Source organism: Streptomyces kryoterrae (assembly GCF_054072135.1).
Window position 1 is genome coordinate 657,442 of sequence record NZ_CM133358.1, and the last position, 18,307, is coordinate 675,748.

An 18,307-nucleotide genomic window follows, 5' to 3' on the forward strand; every position below is an offset into this window, starting at 1 on the left:
AGGAACCTCCGGCCCGTTGAGGGTCCCCCCTCTGGGGGAGTTTGAGGACGAGGCCCGTTCAGGGCCGACAGCGGGGGTCCGGGGGCGGCAGCACCCAGGGACGGGACGGGTAGGGGCGGCAGGGGCGAGAACCATCCCGCCGCCCCTCAGTCGTGCGGCGCCCTGCCGCTGACCCTGTGGTCGGCGTGGCTCAGCGCCTCCATCACCAGGCGCCGCAGATGCCCGTCGCGCAGGCTGTAGTGGACGTACCGGCCCTCGCGCCGCGTGTCCACCAGCCCCGCGAGCCGCAGCTTCGCCAGATGCTGACTGACCGCCGTCCGCGACGCCTCGCACCGTTCCGTCAGCGAGCCGACGTCCGACTCGCCCTGCGCGAGCAGCCACAGCAGATGCAGCCGCGTCGCGTCGGACAGCAGCGCGAACACCTCGGTCGCCTCCGCGAGTCGCGCGCCGTCCGGGGCACGCAGGTGCGTGTCGGCCGCAGTGGGCAAGGTCTCGCGAGCAGGCATGACCTCAGCGTAGAGGCAGGACGGACCCGTCGAGGGTGTCGCCGTACCGATTCCCGCATCGACATGTGCACAGGTGCGCACCTATGGCTACAGTGGAGTCGGACCGCGCCCGCTCCCCGACCGGCCAAGGGATCGCCGCATGCTCGCCGTACTCCGCAACCGCACCTACCGCCGCCTCTTCGCCGCCCAGGTCGTCGCCCTGACCGGCACCGGCCTGGCGACGGTCGCCCTCGCCCTGCTCGCCTACGACCTCGCGGGCGCCGACGCCGGATCGGTGCTCGGCACTGCCCTGGCCGTCAAGATGGTGGCGTACGTGGTGATCGCCCCGGCCGTCGGCGCTCTCGCCGACCGGCTGCCGCGCCGCGCGCTGCTGGTGGGGGCGGATCTCACCCGGGCCGGGGTCGCGCTGCTGCTGCCGTTCGTGGACCAGATCTGGCAGGTGTACGTCCTGATCTTCGTACTCCAGGCGGCGTCGGCCACGTTCACCCCCACGTTCCAGTCCGCCCTGCCGGACGTACTGCCCGCCGAACGCGACTACACCCGGGCCCTGTCCCTGTCCCGGCTCGCCTACGACCTGGAGAGTCTGTTCAGCCCGGCCCTCGCCGCCGCACTGCTGTCACTGATCACCTACAACTGGCTGTTCCTGGGCACGGTGGCCGGCTTCCTGGCCTCGGCCGCCCTGGTCGCCTCCGCCGTCCTGCCCAAGCCCGCCAGTTCCTTCTCCACCCCCGTCACCCCCGTCCCACCGAGCGGCAGTGTCCGTTCGAGGGCGACCGCGGGCGCCCGCCTCTTCCTCGCCGTTCCACAGTTGCGCGCCCTGCTCGCCCTCGATCTGGCGGTGGCCGCCGCCGGCGCCATGGTCACCGTCAACACGGTCGTGTACGTCCGCGACCAGCTCGGCCGGAACGCCGGCGACGTACCGCTCGCGCTCGGCGCGTTCGGAGCGGGCTCCATGGTCGTGGCGCTGCTCCTGCCCCGGGTGCTCGACCGCGTTCCGGACCGTGCGGTGATGCTGCGGGGAGGGCTGCTGCTCACCCCGGTCTTCGTCGTTCTCGGCGCCGTCACCGCGGCGGGCGGCGGCAGTTGGCGCTGGCCCGCGCTGCTGGCCGCCTGGGCCGCGTTCGGTGCCGCCTGCTCGATGGTGCTCACCCCGACCGGGCGGCTGATCCGCCGGGCGGCGCCCGCCGAGCAGCGGACGTCCGCGTTCGCGGCCCAGTTCTCCCTCTCGCACAGCTGCTGGCTGCTCACCTACCCGCTGGCCGGATGGCTCGGCGCGACGGCCGGGCTCCGTTCAGCGGTGCTCACCCTGGGCGCCGTCGCCCTGGCCGCCGCGCTGCTCGCCGTACGCCTGTGGCCGGCGCCCGTCGAGCACGAGCACGCCGGTCTCCCCGCCGGGCATCCGCATCTGGCCGACGCGCGACGGGTCGTCGGGGGCTGGCGGCACAGTCACCACCCGCTCCTCGACGGCCTGCACGCCCACGGCTGACCGTCCGGCACCGACCTCCTTGCCCAGGATTCGCCCGACCCCACCGGACTCGGCGGCACGGTAGGAGGCAGAAGAGGGCGTCCTCGGGGGCAGACCTGCCGCGTACGGCGCCCTCTCAGCAGCAACCGGCTTCCCCGCCTGCGGTGTTGACGTCCAGCCGGCAGAAGCAGGACGCCTCGATCGGGACGTCCGCCAGGGCGAGCGCGATCTTCAGCTGCTGGGCCACGATCCGCGCCTCCCCGTCCCTGCCCAGGCGGACGAGGCATTCGTGGAACCCGTGCAGGGCCCAGACGTTGCCGGGATGCTGGACAGCGCGCGGCAGGGTCTCGTCGAGGCCGAGGTCGGCCCGGTAGACGGCTTCCGCCTCGGCGACCCGGCCCTGTTCGAGGAGCAGGGCGCCGTAGGCGTGCCGGGTGGGCTGCATCCAGCCCCAGGGCTCGTCGTAGGGGAGGTTGTCGTCCAGGTCGATCGAGCGCTCCAGCGCTGCGAAGGCGGCCTCGTGGTTGCCCTTGCGGTACTCCAGTTCGCCGTCGAGCATCGCCGACGCGACGGCGAGGATGTCGGGGCAGGTGTTGTTGAACAGCATGCGGGTCTCCGGGATCCGGGTGAGCGCCACGCGGAACAGGTCGCGCTCGGCCTCGGCGTCGGCGATCCGGCCGGTGGCGGAGAGGGCGACCCCTCGGGCGTACCGGAGCATGGCCGTTGTCACGCAGTACAGCAACGGATCGGCGGGCAGGGGTAGTTCGAGGATGTCCGACCAGCGGCCGAAGCGGATCAGTACATGGACGCGCATGGCGAGGAAGCCCTCCAGCCAGTCGGCCATGGGCGGGCTCTGTACCCGCAGAAGCTCGTCCGGGATGGCGGCCTCGAGTTGCGCGGCGGCCTCCAGCGCGGTCCTGGACTGTCCCAGGAACATCGCGCCGTAGATCCTGAAGTGGTGGTTGTGCGCCCGGTAGAGGGTGTAGAAGTTCATCGCGCCGGACCGTGCACGGAACTTCTCGTCGGCGACGATCGCCGCGCCGTTGTCCGCCACCACGCGCCGGTAGTCGCCGCAGAGGACGTCCAGATGTGTGGGCATGTGCTGCAGGTGGCCGGCGTCCGGGACCAGGCCGCGCAGCCGGTCCGCGGCGGGCAGGGCGGTCTCCGGGGCGGCGGACATCTCCATCAGGTGGATGTAGAGGTGCAGGAGGCCTGGGTGGCGCGCGCCGGGCCCGGTCGCGATCGCCCGTTCCAGGACGGCCTTCGCGGTGAGTGTGCGGGCACCCTCGGCCGGCTCGCCCGTGCGCACGTCCCACAGCTGCCAGGGCGTCAGGTTCATCAGCGCGTCGGCGTACAGCGCGGCGATGTCGAGGTCGTCGGGGGCGAGTTCGTACGCCGTCCGCATCCTGTCCGCGTAGGGCTCGTTCCACACCGAGCAGTCCTCGACGGCCACCGACTGCGGGTAGCGGGCTCGCAGGGCGCCGATCAGGGCCTGTTCGGCGGGCGTGGCACCGGCCGCCTTCCGCTGCGCGAGTTCGACGGCGGCGTGGGTACGGGCGACGGTCCGTGCGAGGTCCTCGCCGTCGAAGAACTCCCAGGGTTTGTTGTAGTTCGGGCCGAGGGCGTAGGCGATGCCCCAGTGGGCCATGGCGCAATCGGGGTCCGCCGCCGCGGCGGCCTCGAAACAGACGACGGCCTCCTCGTGGTGGAAGCCGTACGTCCACACCAGGCCCCGGTCGAACCACAGCTGGGCCACGGGGGACGACGTCGTCACGGTCCGCCCGTGGGTACCGAGGTCGTAGTCGTAGTCATCCATCGGTCTCTCTCCCGCTCCCCTGGGGCCTGTTCGGCGAGAGTAGAGGCCGGCGCCGGCCTGCGGCAGCCCCGTTCCTTCGCCTCCGGCGCCGGACGCGAAGGGCCCGGCCATAAGATCACCCTCGTAGGCGCGAACGATGTTGACGGCCCGTGTGCTCGTCAATGTCCTTGCGGGGCAAGGGAAGTGACGAGAGGGAGCGACGTGAGCGAGCAGGGCAGCACGTCAGAGGGACGCGGCCGGCTGGACACCTCGGTGGCCCACAACGCGCGGGTGTGGAACTACTGGATCGGCGGCAAGGACAACTACCTCGTCGACCAGGGGGTCGGCGACCACATCGACGCCATGTTCCCGCTGATCCGCAGCGTGGCCCGCGCGGACCGCGCCTTCCTCGGGCGAGCCGTGCGCTTCCTGGTGGCGGAGCGGGGAGTGCGGCAGTTCCTGGACATCGGGACAGGGCTGCCGACGGTCGACAACACCCATGAGATCGCCCAGCGCCTCGCGCCCGAGTCACGGATCGTGTACGTCGACAACGACCCGATCGTGCTCGCGCACGCCCGTACGCTGCTGACCGGCACGAGCGAGGGGGCCACCGACTACATCGACGCGGACATCCACCGCCCCGACGGCATCGTGCAGCGCGCGTCGGAGACCCTCGACTTCGAGCGGCCCGTCGCCGTCATGATGCTCGGCATCCTGAACTTCGTGCTCGACACGGGCCAGGCGCAGGACATCGTGCGCCGGATCATGGCGTCGGTGCCCTCGGGAAGTTATCTGGTCCTGACCCATCCGACGACCGACGCGGACCTCGACGGTGAGGGAAACATCGAGGCGATGAAGTTCTGGAACGAGAACGCCACCCCGCCGATCACCGCCCGCCCCCGCGCCGAGGTCACCGCTTTCTTCGACGGCCTGGACCTTCTCGACCCGGGGCTCGTCTCCTGTGCGCGGTGGCGCCCGGAGAGCGGTTCCGCGGCCAACCTTCCGCAATTCGGTGGCGTCGCCGTGAAGCCCTGACCGACAAGAAAAAGACAGGGATTCCACAGTCTCTTTTCAGACGCGCATTCATACACTGTCGGCGATAATCGGTATATGAGTACGACAACGTCTGAACTACTGGCCGCGTCGAGCGATCTACTCAACGTAACGGCCGCATTTGTCGCGGGCCTGTTCATAGCTGGTGCACTGATCTGGGCCTTCTGGTTCGGCATGCGGGTCCGGGACCGGGAATCCGCCCGGCCCCGCCCCGACGAACAACCCACACTTCCGCCTTCCGGCCCCGTGCACGAGGTCCGTGAGATGAGAGAACCCGACGAGATGCCGCGTGCGGCTCAGGAGCGGGAGCGGCTCATGCCGCATGATCTTCATCACGCGTCGACGAAGCGTCGGGAGGACCAGCAGCGGGGGCGCTGGGATCCCGGTTCCAGCGGTTCCTTCGGCAGCGGCGGCCTGGGGCGCCACTGACCCGTCCGTGGCCGGGTCCCCGCGGCCCTGCCCCTACGACCCGCGAGCGTGGGTGGTGGCTCGCGAAAGGCTGCCCGGACGCAGTTGCCGACAACGGGAGGCAACCATTCACTCGTTCGATTCGTATAACTCCTTGGAGGCGGGGCAAGCGGGACGGGACAGTTGTATTACCGGAGCTCCACCATCCACTTGACCGACGTCGTCGCCGATCGAGGAGAAGCGATGCAGCTGTTCGTCCTGAACTACGCGCGCCCAGCTGAACAGTTGGAGGTGAGCACTCCGTACAGCTATGACTGCGCACTGCAGTTGAATGTGTTGCCAGGTGGGCGGATTGCCGCTCACGACCATGCCGTGATGCGCGAATTCGGGTCCACCACGTCAACCGCCGGTTCCAAGACGCACTTCGATGACTGACGTGGACCGGCCGCGATGACGGTCCTGGTCCTGACGTCCGAGGAGGATGTGACGGCGGATCTCGTGGTGGCCCGGCTGAACGGCACCGGCATTCCCGTGGTCCGGCTCGATCCCGCCGATCTGCCGGGCGAGGTCGCCCTGTCCGGCGAGTACGCGAACGGCGCCTTCCGCGGGCATCTTTCCGCCGGTGGCAGGGTGGTGGACATGGAGGGGCTGCGGTCCGTCTGGGTGCGCAGGCCCGGGGTTCCGGGGGCGCGGGCCGCCGCACCGTCCGGCTGGCTCACCGAGGAGACCTCGCAGGCCTTCTACGGCATGCTCCGGGGCACCGGCGCGCGCTGGATGAACCATCCCGACGCCGCCGCCCGGGCCCGCCACAAGCCCTGGCAACTGCGTCTCGCACAGCGCAGCCGGCTGCACGTCCCGGCCACGCTGATCACCACGTTCCCGCAGGCCGCCCGGGACTTCGCCCGGCGATTTCCCGATCTGGTCGTCAAGCCCGTGTCCGGATCACATCCGCAGGAGCCGCCCAGGGTGGTGCCGACGAGCCGGGTGGCACCCGATGTCGACTTCACCGCCGTCGCCTTCGGGCCGACCCTGCTGCAACGCCGGGTCGAGAAGCGGGCCGACATCCGTCTGACGATGGTCGGCGACCGGATCCTCGCCGCCCGCAAGGCCGTCGCGCCGGACGCGCACCCTGACGACATCGATGTCCGCTTCGCGCCCTCGGACGAGCCGTGGCGGCCGGTCGACGTGCCGGCGCCGGTCGCCGAGGCCGTGCAGCGGTATCTGCGGGAGGCCGAACTCGCCTATGGGGCCTTCGATTTCGCGGAGGATCTGGACGGTGTCTGGTGGTTCCTCGAATGCAACCAGTCGGGGCAGTTCGGCTTCGTCGAGATGGACACCGGGCAGCCGATCGCCCGGTGCGTCGCCGACTGGCTGGCCGGGGAAGGGCCACAGGCGCCGCCGTATCCCCATGATCCGCAGGGCTCCCTGCGGATGGCCCCCTGAAAGGCGTCCGGTCCGACCGCACTCAACTGTTAATGGGATCCATTTTCATGTAGCGTCCTGTCTCGCCTGCCGACCGAGGAGGATCCCCATGGCCGTTCCCAAGCGGAAGATGTCCCGCAGCAACACCCGCCACCGCCGTGCCCAGTGGAAGGCGACCACGGCCCAGCTGGTGCCGGTCACTGTCGACGGGGTCGAGCACATGGTTCCGCAGCGGCTGGTCAAGGCGTACGAGCGCGGTCTGATCCAGCCCTGACCGGACTCCCCGACCCGGGCCTCAGTTGTTCCAGCTCTCGTCGTACGGATCGCGCGGGGTCGGGACCGGCCTGGCCTCGGCGATGTCGAGGAACGGGATGCGTCCCTTGTTCACCGGGTCCTTGGTCTGCCGGTCGGTGTAGGTGCCGGTGAGTTCGAGCCAGGTGTCCGGTTGCAGCACCGGGGGGATCCGGCCGGTCAGCCCGATCTTCACCGGCTGGGCGTCCGCCGCGCAGCAGTTGAGGGCCATCCGCACGAGGTACGGGGTGCCCTTGCCGTCGAGTGCGACGAACCCGGTGATCACGATCCGCCGGTTGCCCAGCGAGCGTCCGTGGTCGTAGGCCGCACGGCCCGCGTAGTCGACCAGGCTGAGGCGTACGGGGTCACCGGAGGGCATGGGCGGGTAGGCCAGCGGCGCCTGGAGGGCCGTACCCGTGCGCAGGGCGCTGTAGGAGCCCAGGGCGGGCGGGGCCACCAGGATCAGCGCGAACAGGGGCAGCACCAGGAGCCACGACACGCGCGGTTCACGGTGGACGTGAACTCCCTCGTCGGGTACGTGCACCTCCCTGTCGTGTCCGCGAACTTCCTTGTCGTGTACGTGAACTTCGTTGTCGGGGCCGGTTTTTGAGCCTTTCCGCTCGTACCAGACCGTCGCCAGCGCGGCCACCATCAGCACCGCGCCGGCGCCGACGACCATCGGCTGGAGGCCTGCCTTGACGTAGCGCAGGTAGAGGTCGGTGGTGCCGGCGTGCACCATCGCTCCGCCGACCAGGAACAGGACGACGGCCTGTGCCTGCCGGTTCACAGCAGCACCGCCCCGACGAGGACCGCCGACGCCACTCCCATGACGAAGGTGGCCGGCGCGAAGCGGAGGGCGAACCCGCGGCCGAAGGTGGCCGTCTGCATGGCGAAGAGTTTCAGGTCGATCATCGGGCCGACCACGAGGAACGCCAGCCTGGCCGTGAGCGAGAACTGGGTCAGGGACGCGGCGACGAACGCGTCCGCCTCCGAGCAGATCGACAGCAGCACCGCGAGGACGGCGAGCGCGAGGACCGACACCACCGGGTTGTCCGCCGCGAGGCTCAGCCAGCTCGCCGGCACCATGGACTTCAGGGTGGCGGCGGCCATCGCGCCGACGACCAGAAAGCCGCCCGCGTGCATCACGTCGTGCCGTACAGAGCTCCAGAACGCGGCGCCCTTGCCGAGGCCCTCGTCCGACGGGTGGGCCGGCGGGCGCAGCCAGTCGGTGCGGCCGAGCCGCTGCCAGAGCCAGCCCATCGCGCACGCCACGAGCAGGCTCGCGACGAACCGGGCGACGACCATCTCCGGCCGGCCGGGGAACGCGATGGCCGTCGCGGTCAGCACGATCGGGTTGATCGCCGGGGCGGAGAGCAGGAACGCCAGCGCCGCCGCCGGGGCGACGCCCCGCCGCACCAGTGAGCCGGCCACCGGCACGGACGCGCACTCGCAGCCGGGCAGGATCGCCCCGGCCATCCCCGCGACCGGCACCGCGAGCGCGGGCCGGCTGGGCAGGGCGCGCACGAAGAACGACGGCGGTACGAACACGGCGAGCATGGCCGACAGCAGCACCCCGAGGACGAGGAAGGGCAGGGCCTGTACGACGACGGCGACGAACACCGTCATCCAGCTCTGCATCACCGGCGCGGACACCGCCCGGCGGATCGGCCCCTGCAGGGCGACCACCAGGATCATCAGCATGGTCAGGACGAGCGGCGAGCTGAACTGCCAGCCCTGCCGCTCGCCCGTCGCGCTGCCCTCCGCCTCGTCCGGCGGGGCCTCCGTTTCGCGGTGGCCGGCCCCGGGCGGGGCCGTTTTGGTGATGCTCACGGGTGAGGTACCTCCGGGCGTGGCTGTATTTCGTGCGTTCCCTACCACTTCAGTACGCCGGGAGGAGCGCGGTTGCTCATTTTGCGAGATCGGGGAACGAGCTAGGTTGGCGCGTATGCAGTCCTACACCATTGGTCAGGCCGCCCGTCTGCTGGGCGTGAGCCCCGACACCGCGAGGCGGTGGGCGGATGCGGGCCGGGTGAAGACCCACCGCGACGAGGGCGGGCGGCGGCTGATCGACGGACGGGATCTGGCCGCCTTCTCGATCGAGCTGGCCAACTCCGGCGCGGGCACCGGCTCCGGCGAGGAGGAGCCGTCGTACACCTCCGCCCGTAACGCCTTCGCCGGCATCGTCACGGCGGTGAAGCTCGGCGATGTCGCCGCTCAGGTCGAGATCCAGGCGGGTCCGCACCGGCTGGTGTCGCTGCTGACCCGGGAGGCCGTGGAGGAGCTGGGCCTCGAGGTCGGTGTGGAGGCGACGGCCCGGGTGAAGTCGACGAGCGTGCACATCGACCGGACCTGAGCCGGGCGCGGGGCCGGAAATAATCGGTGGCTGTGTCGCCGTGGGCCTGGCTACGGTCGCGGCATGGTGGAGACATTCGGCTCGTGCACCGACCGGTTCACCCCCGTACGCGCGGCGTTGGCGGCGTCGCTCGACGACAAGGACGTGGGTGCGTCCGTGGCGGTGTTCCTCGACGGTGAACCGGTGGCCGACCTGTGGGGCGGCCACCTCGACGAGGCGCGTACCGTGCCGTGGGAGCGTGACACGCTCACCAGCACGTGGTCCACGACGAAGACGATGACGGCGCTGTGCGCCCTGGTCCTCGCCGAGCGCGGCGAACTCGACCTGGACGCGCCGGTCGCCCGCTACTGGCCCGAGTTCGCCGCGAACGGCAAGGACGACGTCCTGGTACGGCATCTGCTGGGCCACACGGCGGGCCTGCCCGTCTGGGACGTGCCGATGACGGTCGAGGACCTCTACGACTGGCCGACCGCCACCGCCCGGCTCGCCGCCCAGGCCCCGGCCTGGAAACCCGGCGCCGAGGCCGGTTACCACGGCATCACCTTCGGCCACCTTGTCGGCGAGGTGGTCCGCCGGGTCACCGGCCGGACTCTCGGTGCCTTCTTCGCCGAGGAGATCGCCGGACCGCTGGGCGCCGACTTCCACATCGGACTGCCCGCCGAGCACGACCACCGCGTCGCGCCCGTCATCGCGCCGCCCGAGCGGGTGCTCGATCCGAACGCCGCCCTGGCGCGCGACCGCCCCGGCAACCCGCACGTCCCGTCCGCCACCGCCAACACCGAGGCCTGGCGGCGCGCCGAACTCCCGGCCGTGGGCGGCTACGGCAACGCCCGTTCGGTCGCCGCCGTCCAGTCGGTCCTGTCCTGCGGCGGCACCGCACGAGGCGTACGGCTCCTGTCGGAGACAGGCTGTGAACGCGCCCTGGAGGAACAGTTCGCCGGGACGGACTCGATCCTGGGCGTGCCCATCCGCTGGGGCCTGGGGTACGCCCTGCACAACGGCCAACTCCCCAATCCCCGCACGTGTTTCTGGGGCGGCTGGGGCGGTTCGATGGTCCTGGTCGACATGGACGCGCGCCTGACGGTCGCGTACGTCATGAACCGCATGCTCGACGCGGACGGACTCGGCGACGACCGGGCCTTCCTGATGCTGGCGGCGGCCTACGAAGGGCTGTCCGGGTGAGAGACTCGGCCGCGTGGAACGCCCCCTCTCCTCCCCCGCACCCACTTTCGACGAACTCCTCGGCCGGGCCCGCGAGCTGGTCCGGGACGACCGGCGTGCCGTCCTCGGTGTCGCCGGGAGTCCCGGCGCCGGCAAGACGACGCTCGCCGAGCGGCTCGTCCGGGCGCTGAACGGCGACGGCGCGCCCTGGGTCGCCCATGTGCCGATGGACGGGTTCCATCTCGCGGACGTCGAGCTGGCACGGCTGGGCCTGCGAGACCGCAAGGGCGCGCCGGAGACGTTCGACGCGGCGGGGTACGCGGCGCTGCTGCGACGGCTGCGTGAGGACGACAAGGGGGCGAGCGAGGGGGAGATTGTCTACGCGCCGGGGTTCGAACGGGTGCTGGAGCAGCCGGTCGCGGGCGCGATCCCGGTGTTTCCGTCGGCGCGGCTTGTCGTCACCGAGGGCAACTACCTTCTCCTGACGGAGGGTTCGTGGGCGCGGGTGCGGTCCCAGCTCGACGAGGTGTGGTTCTGCGAGCTGGCCGAGGGCGAGCGCGTCCGTCGGCTCGTCGCCCGGCACGAGGAGTTCGGCAAGGACCACGACACGGCCGTCGCGTGGGTGCGGGGCACGGACCAGCGCAACGCCGACCTGGTCGCCGCGAGCCGGGACCGGGCGGATCTGGTGGTGCCGGGATCGCTGCGGTACCCGGCTGCCGGGTGACACGACGAGGCCGAGCAGCGCACGGGTGGGCTGCTCGGCCTCGTAGCACTTCCTGTGCGGTCCTGCTCAGCCTTCTTGTCGGCCTTCCCTGCTTCCTCGGCCGACGAGTGTCAGCTCCGGTTCGCCGTGGGCGTCGCCCGCCGCCTCGCCGATCAGGGCCGTGAACGCCTCGGTGCGCACCCGCAGGCCTTCGGGCGTGGCCTCGAAGGCGGGCGCGAACCCGGCGTCGCCGTCACCGCCGTACCGGACGGCGAAGACGCTCAGCCCCTCCGGTGCGCCGGGGGCCGGGTCGGCCTCCAGTGCCGTGGAGGTGACCAGGTGGCGCCAGCCCTCGTCGGGGTTGCCGTAGCCGCGCGGGTCGGCGGCGAGGGCGAAGGCCGCCTGCTCCTGGGTCGACTCCGTGCGGGCGTCGAAGTGGTCCACGCCCTCCGCCTGTGGGTGTGTCAGGCGCAGGGGGCCCGCGGAGGTCACGCCGGAGGCCTCCGCCGTCCGGCGGACCCGGTCGCCGTCGTCCGTGGCGTACGGGAGACCGGCGAGCAGGTACGGGGTGCCGTCGAGGTGTTCGACGGCGACCGTGACCCACAGGGTCGTGCCGTCCGTGACGTACAGGGACCGGGTGTGGCGCAGGACGTGGTCGCGGCCGACGACGGGCTTGGTGACCAGCTTGGCCGCGAGGTCGGCGGTGCGCAGATCGCGTACCCGGACCTCGCCCATCGGGCGGCAGAGCAGGAACCCGTCCGTCACCGGGCCGAAGCCGTGCTGGCGGCCCACCGCCGCCGGGAGGTAGTACGTGCCCGCCGCCTCGACCAGTGACGGGGTCATCCTGTCGTCGAAGGCCACCGAGACCGTGCCGGCGCGGAGTTGGTGGCGCAGCGGTTCGGTCGAGGGGGTGCGGTGCCAGGGCGTGGTGTCCTGGATCTGCCAGATGAGCATCCACGCGAAGTGGCCGTCGATGCCACCGTCCTGCTTGACCGCGTGGCGGGCCCAGCGGCTGTCGCCCCGGTAGCGGCCGAGGTCGGCGCCGACGCGGTGGCCGAAGTAGCGCAGGCCGAGGACCGATTCGAAGGCGGAGTGCTGTTCGCTGTAGCGGGGGCCGCCGTTGTCGTAGCCGCCGTTCGTCAGGCGGGCGTCGATGTAGCGGGCCAGCGCCTCGCCGTCCTCGGCGAAGATCTCCTCGCCGCTGACCCGATGCGCCTGGGCGAGGAAGGAGAGGGAGATCGGGCCGTAGTTGTTGTCGTAGGCGCCGCCGTGCTCGGGCGGCAGGGCCGCGCCCCGGTCGCTCACCCGGTGGGCGCGGATCTTCTCGACGTACAGCGAGATCGCGCGCGAGCGCACCGACTCGCCCTCTTCCGAGGGAAGATGGGGGGCCAGCATCAGGCCGCCGACAACGCAGCCGATGGCCTGGTTGCCGGCCTCCTGCGGGTTGAAGAAGGTCGCCTCGGTCAGCCGGCGCCAGTAGCCGTGCGCCAACTCGACCAGTTCCGCGCGCTGTTCGTCGGCGACGAGCCCCTCGGCCGCGTCCAGGATGTTCACCGCCTGGAGCAGCGCCCACACCGTGCTCGGCCAGTCGCCGATGGGGTGGGCGCCGGACTCCAGCACGTAACGGGCGTACGGCAGACCGGAGTTGCGCACCCTGAGGTTCGGGTAGCCGGGGTTGTCCTCGACGTAGACGCGCTCGCGCAGGTGGAAGGCGAGGCTGCGGGCCACTGCCTCGGGCAGGCGCGGGTCCTTGCCGCGCTGCCAGGCGAGCGCGAGGAGCGAGGTGATGCCGAGCGAGGTGTCGCCGATGTCGTCGACGCAGTCGGGGTGTTCGAGGTTGCCCTCGGGCGTGATGCGCGCGAGGGACTGCTCGACGACGTCGGCGAGGACCGCGTCGTACGCCTCGGGGGTGTCGGGCAGGTCGTGCAAGGGGCCGCGCTGGTGCGGGAGGTGCACGGGAGGGGACGTGAGGTGCACGGGGATCAGCCCTTCATGCCTGGGGTGGCCATGGCGTGGTTCGTCGGAGTCACGCGACGGGGGCGGGCCGGCGGGCGCGCAGCGCGACGGTCAGTGTGTGCGGGCCGAGTCCACCGAGGTAGACGCGGTTCCCGGTCGTCGCGTCGGTGCCGCCGACCACGGTGTAGTCCTGCCCCGGGTCGTAGCGCAGTACGTCGCTCCGGTCCGGTCCGGCGAGCGGTTCGCCCGTCTCGACGGCGGCCTCGACCCGGATCTCGTCGTCGCCGACGCGGTAGGTCAACGGCTCGGTCGTCAGGCACCAGCTTCCGTCGCCGAGCGGTACGGCGCCCTGCGGCTCGCCGCCCGGCCGGAAGGTCAGTTCGAGGGCCCATGGCACCGGTGGGCCGCTGATGTCGATCCGCAGGTCGGCACCGTCCTCCCGCAGGTCGACCTCGACTCGGGTCGTGTGGGAGACCTCGTCCTGAGGGCGGTCGGGGAAAGCCATCGCCGCGGAGAAGCGGCCCTCGTCCACCAGACGGTAGGCGCCGTCGTCGCGCCTCCGGTCCTTCGGGAGCGGCTGGTAGTAGGCGGTTGTGAGGGTTTGGGTGAGCCGGTACCGGCTGTCGGCAAGCTGTTCCATGTCGGCGGCACGGAACGGGCCCAGGTCGAAGAACCCCCGCGAGAGACGGACCGCGTCGAGGACGGCGTCGCCGGCGAACAGGCGCAGGAAGGTGGGGTTGCAGGCGAGGCCCGAACGGATGCGCCGGTGCTCGGGCACGTCGGAGCCGCCGTACACCACCGTGTGCGCGGTGGCCGAGGCGTGTGCGGCGAGGCGTGCGGTGGGGAGGTACCGGTCGCGCGGAAGCTTCTCCGCGTCCGGGGCCGGCAGGGTGCGGCACAGGTCCGGGGTGAGGAGGGTCTGGGCGAGCATGTCGGGGTCGTCGATGCCGTCGGCGGCCGCCAGGCGGGCCGCGCGGGCGAAGTCCCCCCGGCCGGTGCGGATCGCGAGCAGCCGGTAGTGCGGCAGGTAGGGCCACAGCGGGAACGAAAGCCTCTGGTCCTGGCGGCGCGAGTGGACGGTCTCCACCATGCCGTCCGGTCTGATCAGGTCCAGGGTCGTGGCGAGGTTGCGTTCGACGGCGTCCAGCAGGTCGGTACGCCCGAGCACCTCGGCCAGCAACAGCAGCGACGGGTTGGTCACGAGGGACGCGTAGACGGCACTGCGTTCCGAGTACAGGCCCTCCGTGTCGATGTCGACGCCCTCGGCGAGCCACTCCTCGACGCGGTCGAGCAGCCGGTCGTCGGGGAACGACCGGTGCAGCCGGGCCAGCGCCGCGCACAGCTCCCAGCGGTGGTTCGGGGTGTGCACCCCACCCGTCAGGAGACTGCCGGAGGCGGCGCCGGCGATCTCGGCGAGCGCGGCCGTGACGTCGCGCAGTTCCGGCCCCGCGCCGGCGGCGAGGACATGCGCGTCGCACACGTCGTTGACGGTGAAGGCGGAGTCCGGCGGGGACTGCACGTTGTCGCCGCCGGCGAAGAGACCGGTGGTGGTCTGCGCGGCCCTCAGGGCGCGGAGGTGGGTCGTCGCGGCGGCGACGGCCTGCCCGTTGCCGTGCAGTGCCGAGTCCGGGGAACGGTACGCAGCGACCAGAGTCTTCACCCGGCGTGCCAGATCACGGTGGGTCACACCGGCGGGTTCCTCGTCGGGGCGGGCCGCAAGCGGAGTGGCCAGCCGGTCGGCGGCGAGCGCCGCCGACCGGACGAACTCGTGGTCGAGCGGGGTGGGCAAGGTCAGTCCTTCAGTCCGGCGTTGATGTCGGCGCCCATGACGTAGCGCTGGAAGACCAGGAAGACGAGGATCAGCGGGATCATGGAGATGACCGAGGCACCGAGCAGCACCGACCAGTTGATGTTCTGCGCGCCGACGATGCTCTGGATGCCGATCTGCACGGTGAACTTGTTGGGGTCGTTGAGCATCAGGAGCGGCCAGATGTAGTCGTTCCACCGCCACTGGAAGGACAGGATGGCGAGGGTCAGCATGATGGGCCGGGAGATCGGCACCATGATCCGCAGGAAGATCGACAGCTCGCGCGCGCCGTCGATGCGTGCGGCTTCCACGAGTTCGTCGGGAACCGTCAGGAAGAACTGGCGGAACATGAAGCAGCCGGTCGCGGTGAGCACGGCCGGGAGGATGATGCCGGCGAACGAGTTGTAGAGGCCGAGGTTGCGGACCACCAGGAACTCCGGGGCGAGCATGACCTCGCCGGGCAGCATCGTGGTGGCCAGGATGCAGATGAAGAACGCCTTGAGCCATTTGTTGTCGTACTTGGCCAGCGCGTACCCGGTGCAGCAGCTGACTCCCACCGTGAGGATCGTCGTGATCACACACACGATGGCCGTGTTGATGAAGTACTGGGAGAAGTTGGCGCTGTCCCACGCCGCCTTGAAACCCGACAGGGTGGGGTTGTGCGGCACCAGTGTCAGCGGATAGGAGAACAGGTCGCTGGACGGCTTGAAGGAGCTGAGGACGAACCACAGCACCGGAAACCCGTACAGGCACGCCATGATCCACAGCAGTGTCGTCGGGGCCACCGCCCGCCGGAGCCCGCCGCCGGCTGCCCCGCGGGACCGCTTCTTGGCGGCGGGCCGCTTGGCATCGGCGTCGAGCGGGCGTGGCATGTCTGTGGTTGTCATCGGTTCTCCACCCGCCGGTTGACGATCAGCTGGATGATCGCGACGGCCATCAGGATGATCATGAGCACGAATGACGCGGCGCTCGCATAGCCGATCTGGCCGCGTTTGAAGCCGGTCTCGTAGATGTACTGGACGAGCAGGTTGTTCGACGTGCCGGGTCCGCCGTTGTTGAGGGCGACGAACACCGGGTATTCCTTCATGGCGTTGATCGTGTTGAGCAGGATGACGATGAACGAGGTGGGCGCGATGCTCGGCAGCGTGATGCTGAAGAACTGGCGCCAGGGGCCGGCGCCGTCGAGCGAGGCCGCCTCGTAGTAGGACACCGGTACGTTCTTGATCGCCGCGATGAACAGCAGCATCGAGAAGCCCGTCCAGGCCCAGGAGGCCGCCATCACGACCACTATCAGCGACAGGTCCGCGTTCGACTGCCACGGAACGGCGCTGCCGCCGAACTTCTCGATGACGTAGTTGACCAGTCCGAAGTTCTCACCGAACATCCACCGCCACAGGACACCCACGACGATGGGCGACAGCAGCCACGGGATGAAGAAGATGACCCGGGCGACCGACCCGCCCTTGGCGTTCTTGCTCACCAGCAGGTTGGCGGCGAGCAGCGAGACCGCGAAGTTCAGCGGCACGAAGAGCACGGCGTACAGCAGCGTCCGGCTCAGGGCGTCGTAGAAGGTGGAGTCCCCGAGCAGGTTGTGGTAGTTGTCCAGCCCGATGAACTGGAACGCCCCGACTCCTGTGTAGTTCGTGAACGAGTAGACGAGCCCGATTACCGCCGGCCAGACGAAGAACAGCGCGAAGAGCACCACATTGGCCGCGATGAGGACGAGCGGCGCAAGAGTGTACTTATTGCGTCTCCTGGACGAGCTCGGTGGGCTCGCGGTCACGTCCGAGGCGCGTTTTGTCATCTTCCTGACTCCGTGCTGGTGGAATGGATTCCTGTGGGCTCACGCCATGAGCCCGGCCTGGCTGGGCGGCCGGGGCGGGCGGCGGGATCGAGACCCCGCCGCCCGGCCCGTCGGCCTACGATCAGCCGCCGACCTGCTGGTTGTAGCCGGCGACGATGTTCTCCAGGGCCTTGTCGGCCGACTGCTGGCCGTTGATCGCCTTGCCGAGCTCCGTCTTGGTCGGGTCCTCGGTGAGGCTCTTGCCCTTCAGCACCCAGTTCGTCTGCGCGCCGTTGAAGTAGCCGGAGATGGGGGCGTAGAGCGGGATCGCCTCGTTGTAGAGCTTGTACGCCGCCTGCGCCGCCTCGGACTCGAAGGGGTACTTCGGGCTCAGACCGCTCTCGACCGGCAGGAAACCGGACGCCTCGCACAGCGTCTGGTAGTGGGCCGGCTCGTACAGCCAGGACAGGAACTTCTGCGCGGCGGTGGCCGCGTCGGCGTTGTTGTTGAAGCCGACGATGTTGCCACCGGCGTTCACGTCGCTGGCCTGCACCGGCTGGGCCGGGGTCGGGACGCTCGCCCACTCGAACTTCTTGATGCTCTCCGCGAAGGCGGGAACCTGCCACACGCCGGACCAGTAGGCGACGACGTCACCGCTCTGGAACATGGCGGACGGGTCGGCGCCGCTGGTCCACACCGACTTCGGCATGGTCTTGTCGTCGTTCCACCCGACGAAGGTGTTCACGGCCTTCTTGGTCGCCTCGTCCACCGAGAACTTGCCGGAGTCGTCCGCGTGGACGTACTGCCCGCCCATCTCGTACACCATGGCGCGCAGCCGCGACGGCGACTGGTCGAACGTGAGGGAGTACTTGGCCTTGGTCTTCTCGCGGACCTTGTTCGCCGCGGCGATGAAGTCGGTCCAGGTCCAGGTCTTCTGGGGCGAGGTCGGGAAGGCGACGCCGGCCTTCTCGAACAGGCTCTTGTTGATGTACAGGCCGGACGCGGTGACGTCCGAGGGGATGGCCAGCACCTTCCCGGAGGAGTCCTTCGCCAGGAAGTTGGCGTTGATGTTGTTGCTCTTCTTGTTGGCGATGGAAGCGAGGTCGATCAGTTTGTTCGACCAGATCGGGTCCAGCGCCGGGACGGCCGCCACGTCGGGCAGTGAGTTCGCCTGCGCGGCGTTGTGCAGCTTCGTCGCGTAGCCGTCGTAGGGGATGTTGACGAGCTTGAGATTGACGCCGGTTTCCTTCTTGTACTGCGCCACCACCTTCTTCCAGCCCGCGTCCTGCCCCGGAACCGTGGAGATCCAGAACGTCAGCGACTTGGACGTGCCGCCCGAGTCGGACCCCCCACCGCAGGCGGAGAGCAGCAGGGCACCTGCCGTGGCAACGGCAGCGAGGGGAACCAGGCGGCGCATACCGCCGCGGCCGAGTCGGCTGGAGCGCCGCACACCCACAGTGGTCATCTTCGATCCCTTTTTTTCGGTAGGGGACGTAGCACGGCGCCGACCGAGGCGGCACGGGTGCAGTTTGCAGGAAAATTTGCTTTCCGGGGGAGCGGCCTCGCCCGGCCGCGTCGTCCACGCGGGGCGGGATCCCCAGCCG

18 protein-coding genes are annotated in these 18,307 nt (G+C 70.4%); 9 read left to right on the forward strand and 9 right to left on the reverse strand.

The window, feature by feature from the left end; all coding sequences use genetic code 11:
- Positions 1-146 precede the first annotated feature (146 nt).
- Complete coding sequence (locus ACW4TU_RS02465) at positions 147-506, reverse strand: ArsR/SmtB family transcription factor (RefSeq protein ID WP_457424145.1); 360 nt, start codon at positions 504-506, stop codon at positions 147-149.
- 139 nt (positions 507-645) lie between these two features.
- On the opposite strand from ACW4TU_RS02465, the gene ACW4TU_RS02470 reads away from it, so the two are divergent.
- The gene (locus tag ACW4TU_RS02470) at positions 646-1,992 is read left to right on the forward strand and encodes an MFS transporter (RefSeq protein WP_457424147.1); all 1,347 of its coding nucleotides are present in this window, start codon (positions 646-648) and stop codon (positions 1,990-1,992) included.
- 115 nt (positions 1,993-2,107) lie between these two features.
- On the opposite strand, the gene ACW4TU_RS02475 is transcribed toward ACW4TU_RS02470, so the two are convergent.
- Positions 2,108-3,787: a hypothetical protein gene (locus tag ACW4TU_RS02475; protein WP_457424149.1), complete on the reverse strand. Its 1,680-nt coding sequence runs from the start codon at positions 3,785-3,787 to the stop codon at positions 2,108-2,110.
- A 201-nt stretch (positions 3,788-3,988) separates the two neighbouring features.
- On the opposite strand from ACW4TU_RS02475, the gene ACW4TU_RS02480 reads away from it, so the two are divergent.
- The 5 genes from ACW4TU_RS02480 to rpmF all read left to right on the forward strand — a co-directional run bounded on the left by ACW4TU_RS02480 (position 3,989) and on the right by rpmF (position 6,923).
- Complete coding sequence (locus tag ACW4TU_RS02480; protein WP_457424151.1) at positions 3,989-4,801, forward strand: SAM-dependent methyltransferase; 813 nt, start codon at positions 3,989-3,991, stop codon at positions 4,799-4,801.
- A gap of 75 nt (positions 4,802-4,876) precedes the next feature.
- Positions 4,877-5,248: a DUF6479 family protein gene (locus ACW4TU_RS02485; RefSeq protein WP_457424153.1), complete on the forward strand. Its 372-nt coding sequence runs from the start codon at positions 4,877-4,879 to the stop codon at positions 5,246-5,248.
- A 222-nt stretch (positions 5,249-5,470) separates the two neighbouring features.
- Positions 5,471-5,662 carry a putative ATP-grasp-modified RiPP gene (gene tgmA / locus ACW4TU_RS02490; protein ID WP_457430664.1) on the forward strand — a complete coding sequence of 64 codons (192 nt, stop codon included), beginning with the start codon at positions 5,471-5,473 and terminating at the stop codon, positions 5,660-5,662.
- Positions 5,663-5,677: 15 nt separating this feature from the next.
- A complete protein-coding gene (gene tgmB / locus ACW4TU_RS02495) occupies positions 5,678-6,670 on the forward strand; it encodes an ATP-grasp ribosomal peptide maturase (protein WP_457424155.1) in 993 nt (330 codons plus the stop codon).
- Between the two features lie 88 nt (positions 6,671-6,758).
- Entirely contained in the window at positions 6,759-6,923 is a 165-nt protein-coding gene (gene rpmF / locus ACW4TU_RS02500) for a 50S ribosomal protein L32 (RefSeq protein ID WP_164311920.1), read from the forward strand.
- 21 nt (positions 6,924-6,944) lie between these two features.
- On the opposite strand, the gene ACW4TU_RS02505 is transcribed toward rpmF, so the two are convergent.
- The gene (locus ACW4TU_RS02505; RefSeq protein ID WP_457424158.1) at positions 6,945-7,727 is read right to left on the reverse strand and encodes a TIGR03943 family putative permease subunit; all 783 of its coding nucleotides are present in this window, start codon (positions 7,725-7,727) and stop codon (positions 6,945-6,947) included.
- A complete protein-coding gene (locus ACW4TU_RS02510) occupies positions 7,724-8,770 on the reverse strand; it encodes a permease (RefSeq protein WP_457424160.1) in 1,047 nt (348 codons plus the stop codon). Before ACW4TU_RS02510 ends, ACW4TU_RS02505 begins: the two co-directional genes overlap by 4 nt.
- A 115-nt stretch (positions 8,771-8,885) precedes the next feature.
- Between ACW4TU_RS02510 and ACW4TU_RS02515 the strand changes: the two genes are divergently transcribed.
- From ACW4TU_RS02515 to ACW4TU_RS02525, 3 genes are all read left to right on the forward strand, one after another.
- The gene (locus tag ACW4TU_RS02515; RefSeq protein WP_164417193.1) at positions 8,886-9,293 is read left to right on the forward strand and encodes a TOBE domain-containing protein; all 408 of its coding nucleotides are present in this window, start codon (positions 8,886-8,888) and stop codon (positions 9,291-9,293) included.
- A gap of 63 nt (positions 9,294-9,356) precedes the next feature.
- Positions 9,357-10,475 (forward strand): serine hydrolase domain-containing protein, encoded by a 1,119-nt coding sequence (locus tag ACW4TU_RS02520; protein WP_457424162.1) that lies wholly within the window; start codon positions 9,357-9,359, stop codon positions 10,473-10,475.
- Positions 10,476-10,488: 13 nt separating this feature from the next.
- Positions 10,489-11,178 (forward strand): nucleoside/nucleotide kinase family protein, encoded by a 690-nt coding sequence (locus tag ACW4TU_RS02525; protein ID WP_457424164.1) that lies wholly within the window; start codon positions 10,489-10,491, stop codon positions 11,176-11,178.
- A 66-nt stretch (positions 11,179-11,244) separates the two neighbouring features.
- On the opposite strand, the gene ACW4TU_RS02530 is transcribed toward ACW4TU_RS02525, so the two are convergent.
- From ACW4TU_RS02530 to ACW4TU_RS02550, 5 genes are all read right to left on the reverse strand, one after another.
- Positions 11,245-13,113, reverse strand: a complete 1,869-nt coding sequence (locus ACW4TU_RS02530) for a hypothetical protein (RefSeq protein ID WP_457430665.1) — start codon at positions 13,111-13,113, stop codon at positions 11,245-11,247.
- A gap of 70 nt (positions 13,114-13,183) precedes the next feature.
- Positions 13,184-14,902: a hypothetical protein gene (locus ACW4TU_RS02535; RefSeq protein WP_457424166.1), complete on the reverse strand. Its 1,719-nt coding sequence runs from the start codon at positions 14,900-14,902 to the stop codon at positions 13,184-13,186.
- Between the two features lie 2 nt (positions 14,903-14,904).
- Positions 14,905-15,807 (reverse strand): carbohydrate ABC transporter permease, encoded by a 903-nt coding sequence (locus tag ACW4TU_RS02540; protein ID WP_457424168.1) that lies wholly within the window; start codon positions 15,805-15,807, stop codon positions 14,905-14,907.
- Positions 15,804-16,724: a carbohydrate ABC transporter permease gene (locus ACW4TU_RS02545; RefSeq protein WP_457424170.1), complete on the reverse strand. Its 921-nt coding sequence runs from the start codon at positions 16,722-16,724 to the stop codon at positions 15,804-15,806. Before ACW4TU_RS02545 ends, ACW4TU_RS02540 begins: the two co-directional genes overlap by 4 nt.
- Before the next feature lie 121 nt (positions 16,725-16,845).
- Complete coding sequence (locus tag ACW4TU_RS02550) at positions 16,846-18,168, reverse strand: extracellular solute-binding protein (RefSeq protein ID WP_457424172.1); 1,323 nt, start codon at positions 18,166-18,168, stop codon at positions 16,846-16,848.
- Positions 18,169-18,307 lie beyond the last annotated feature (139 nt).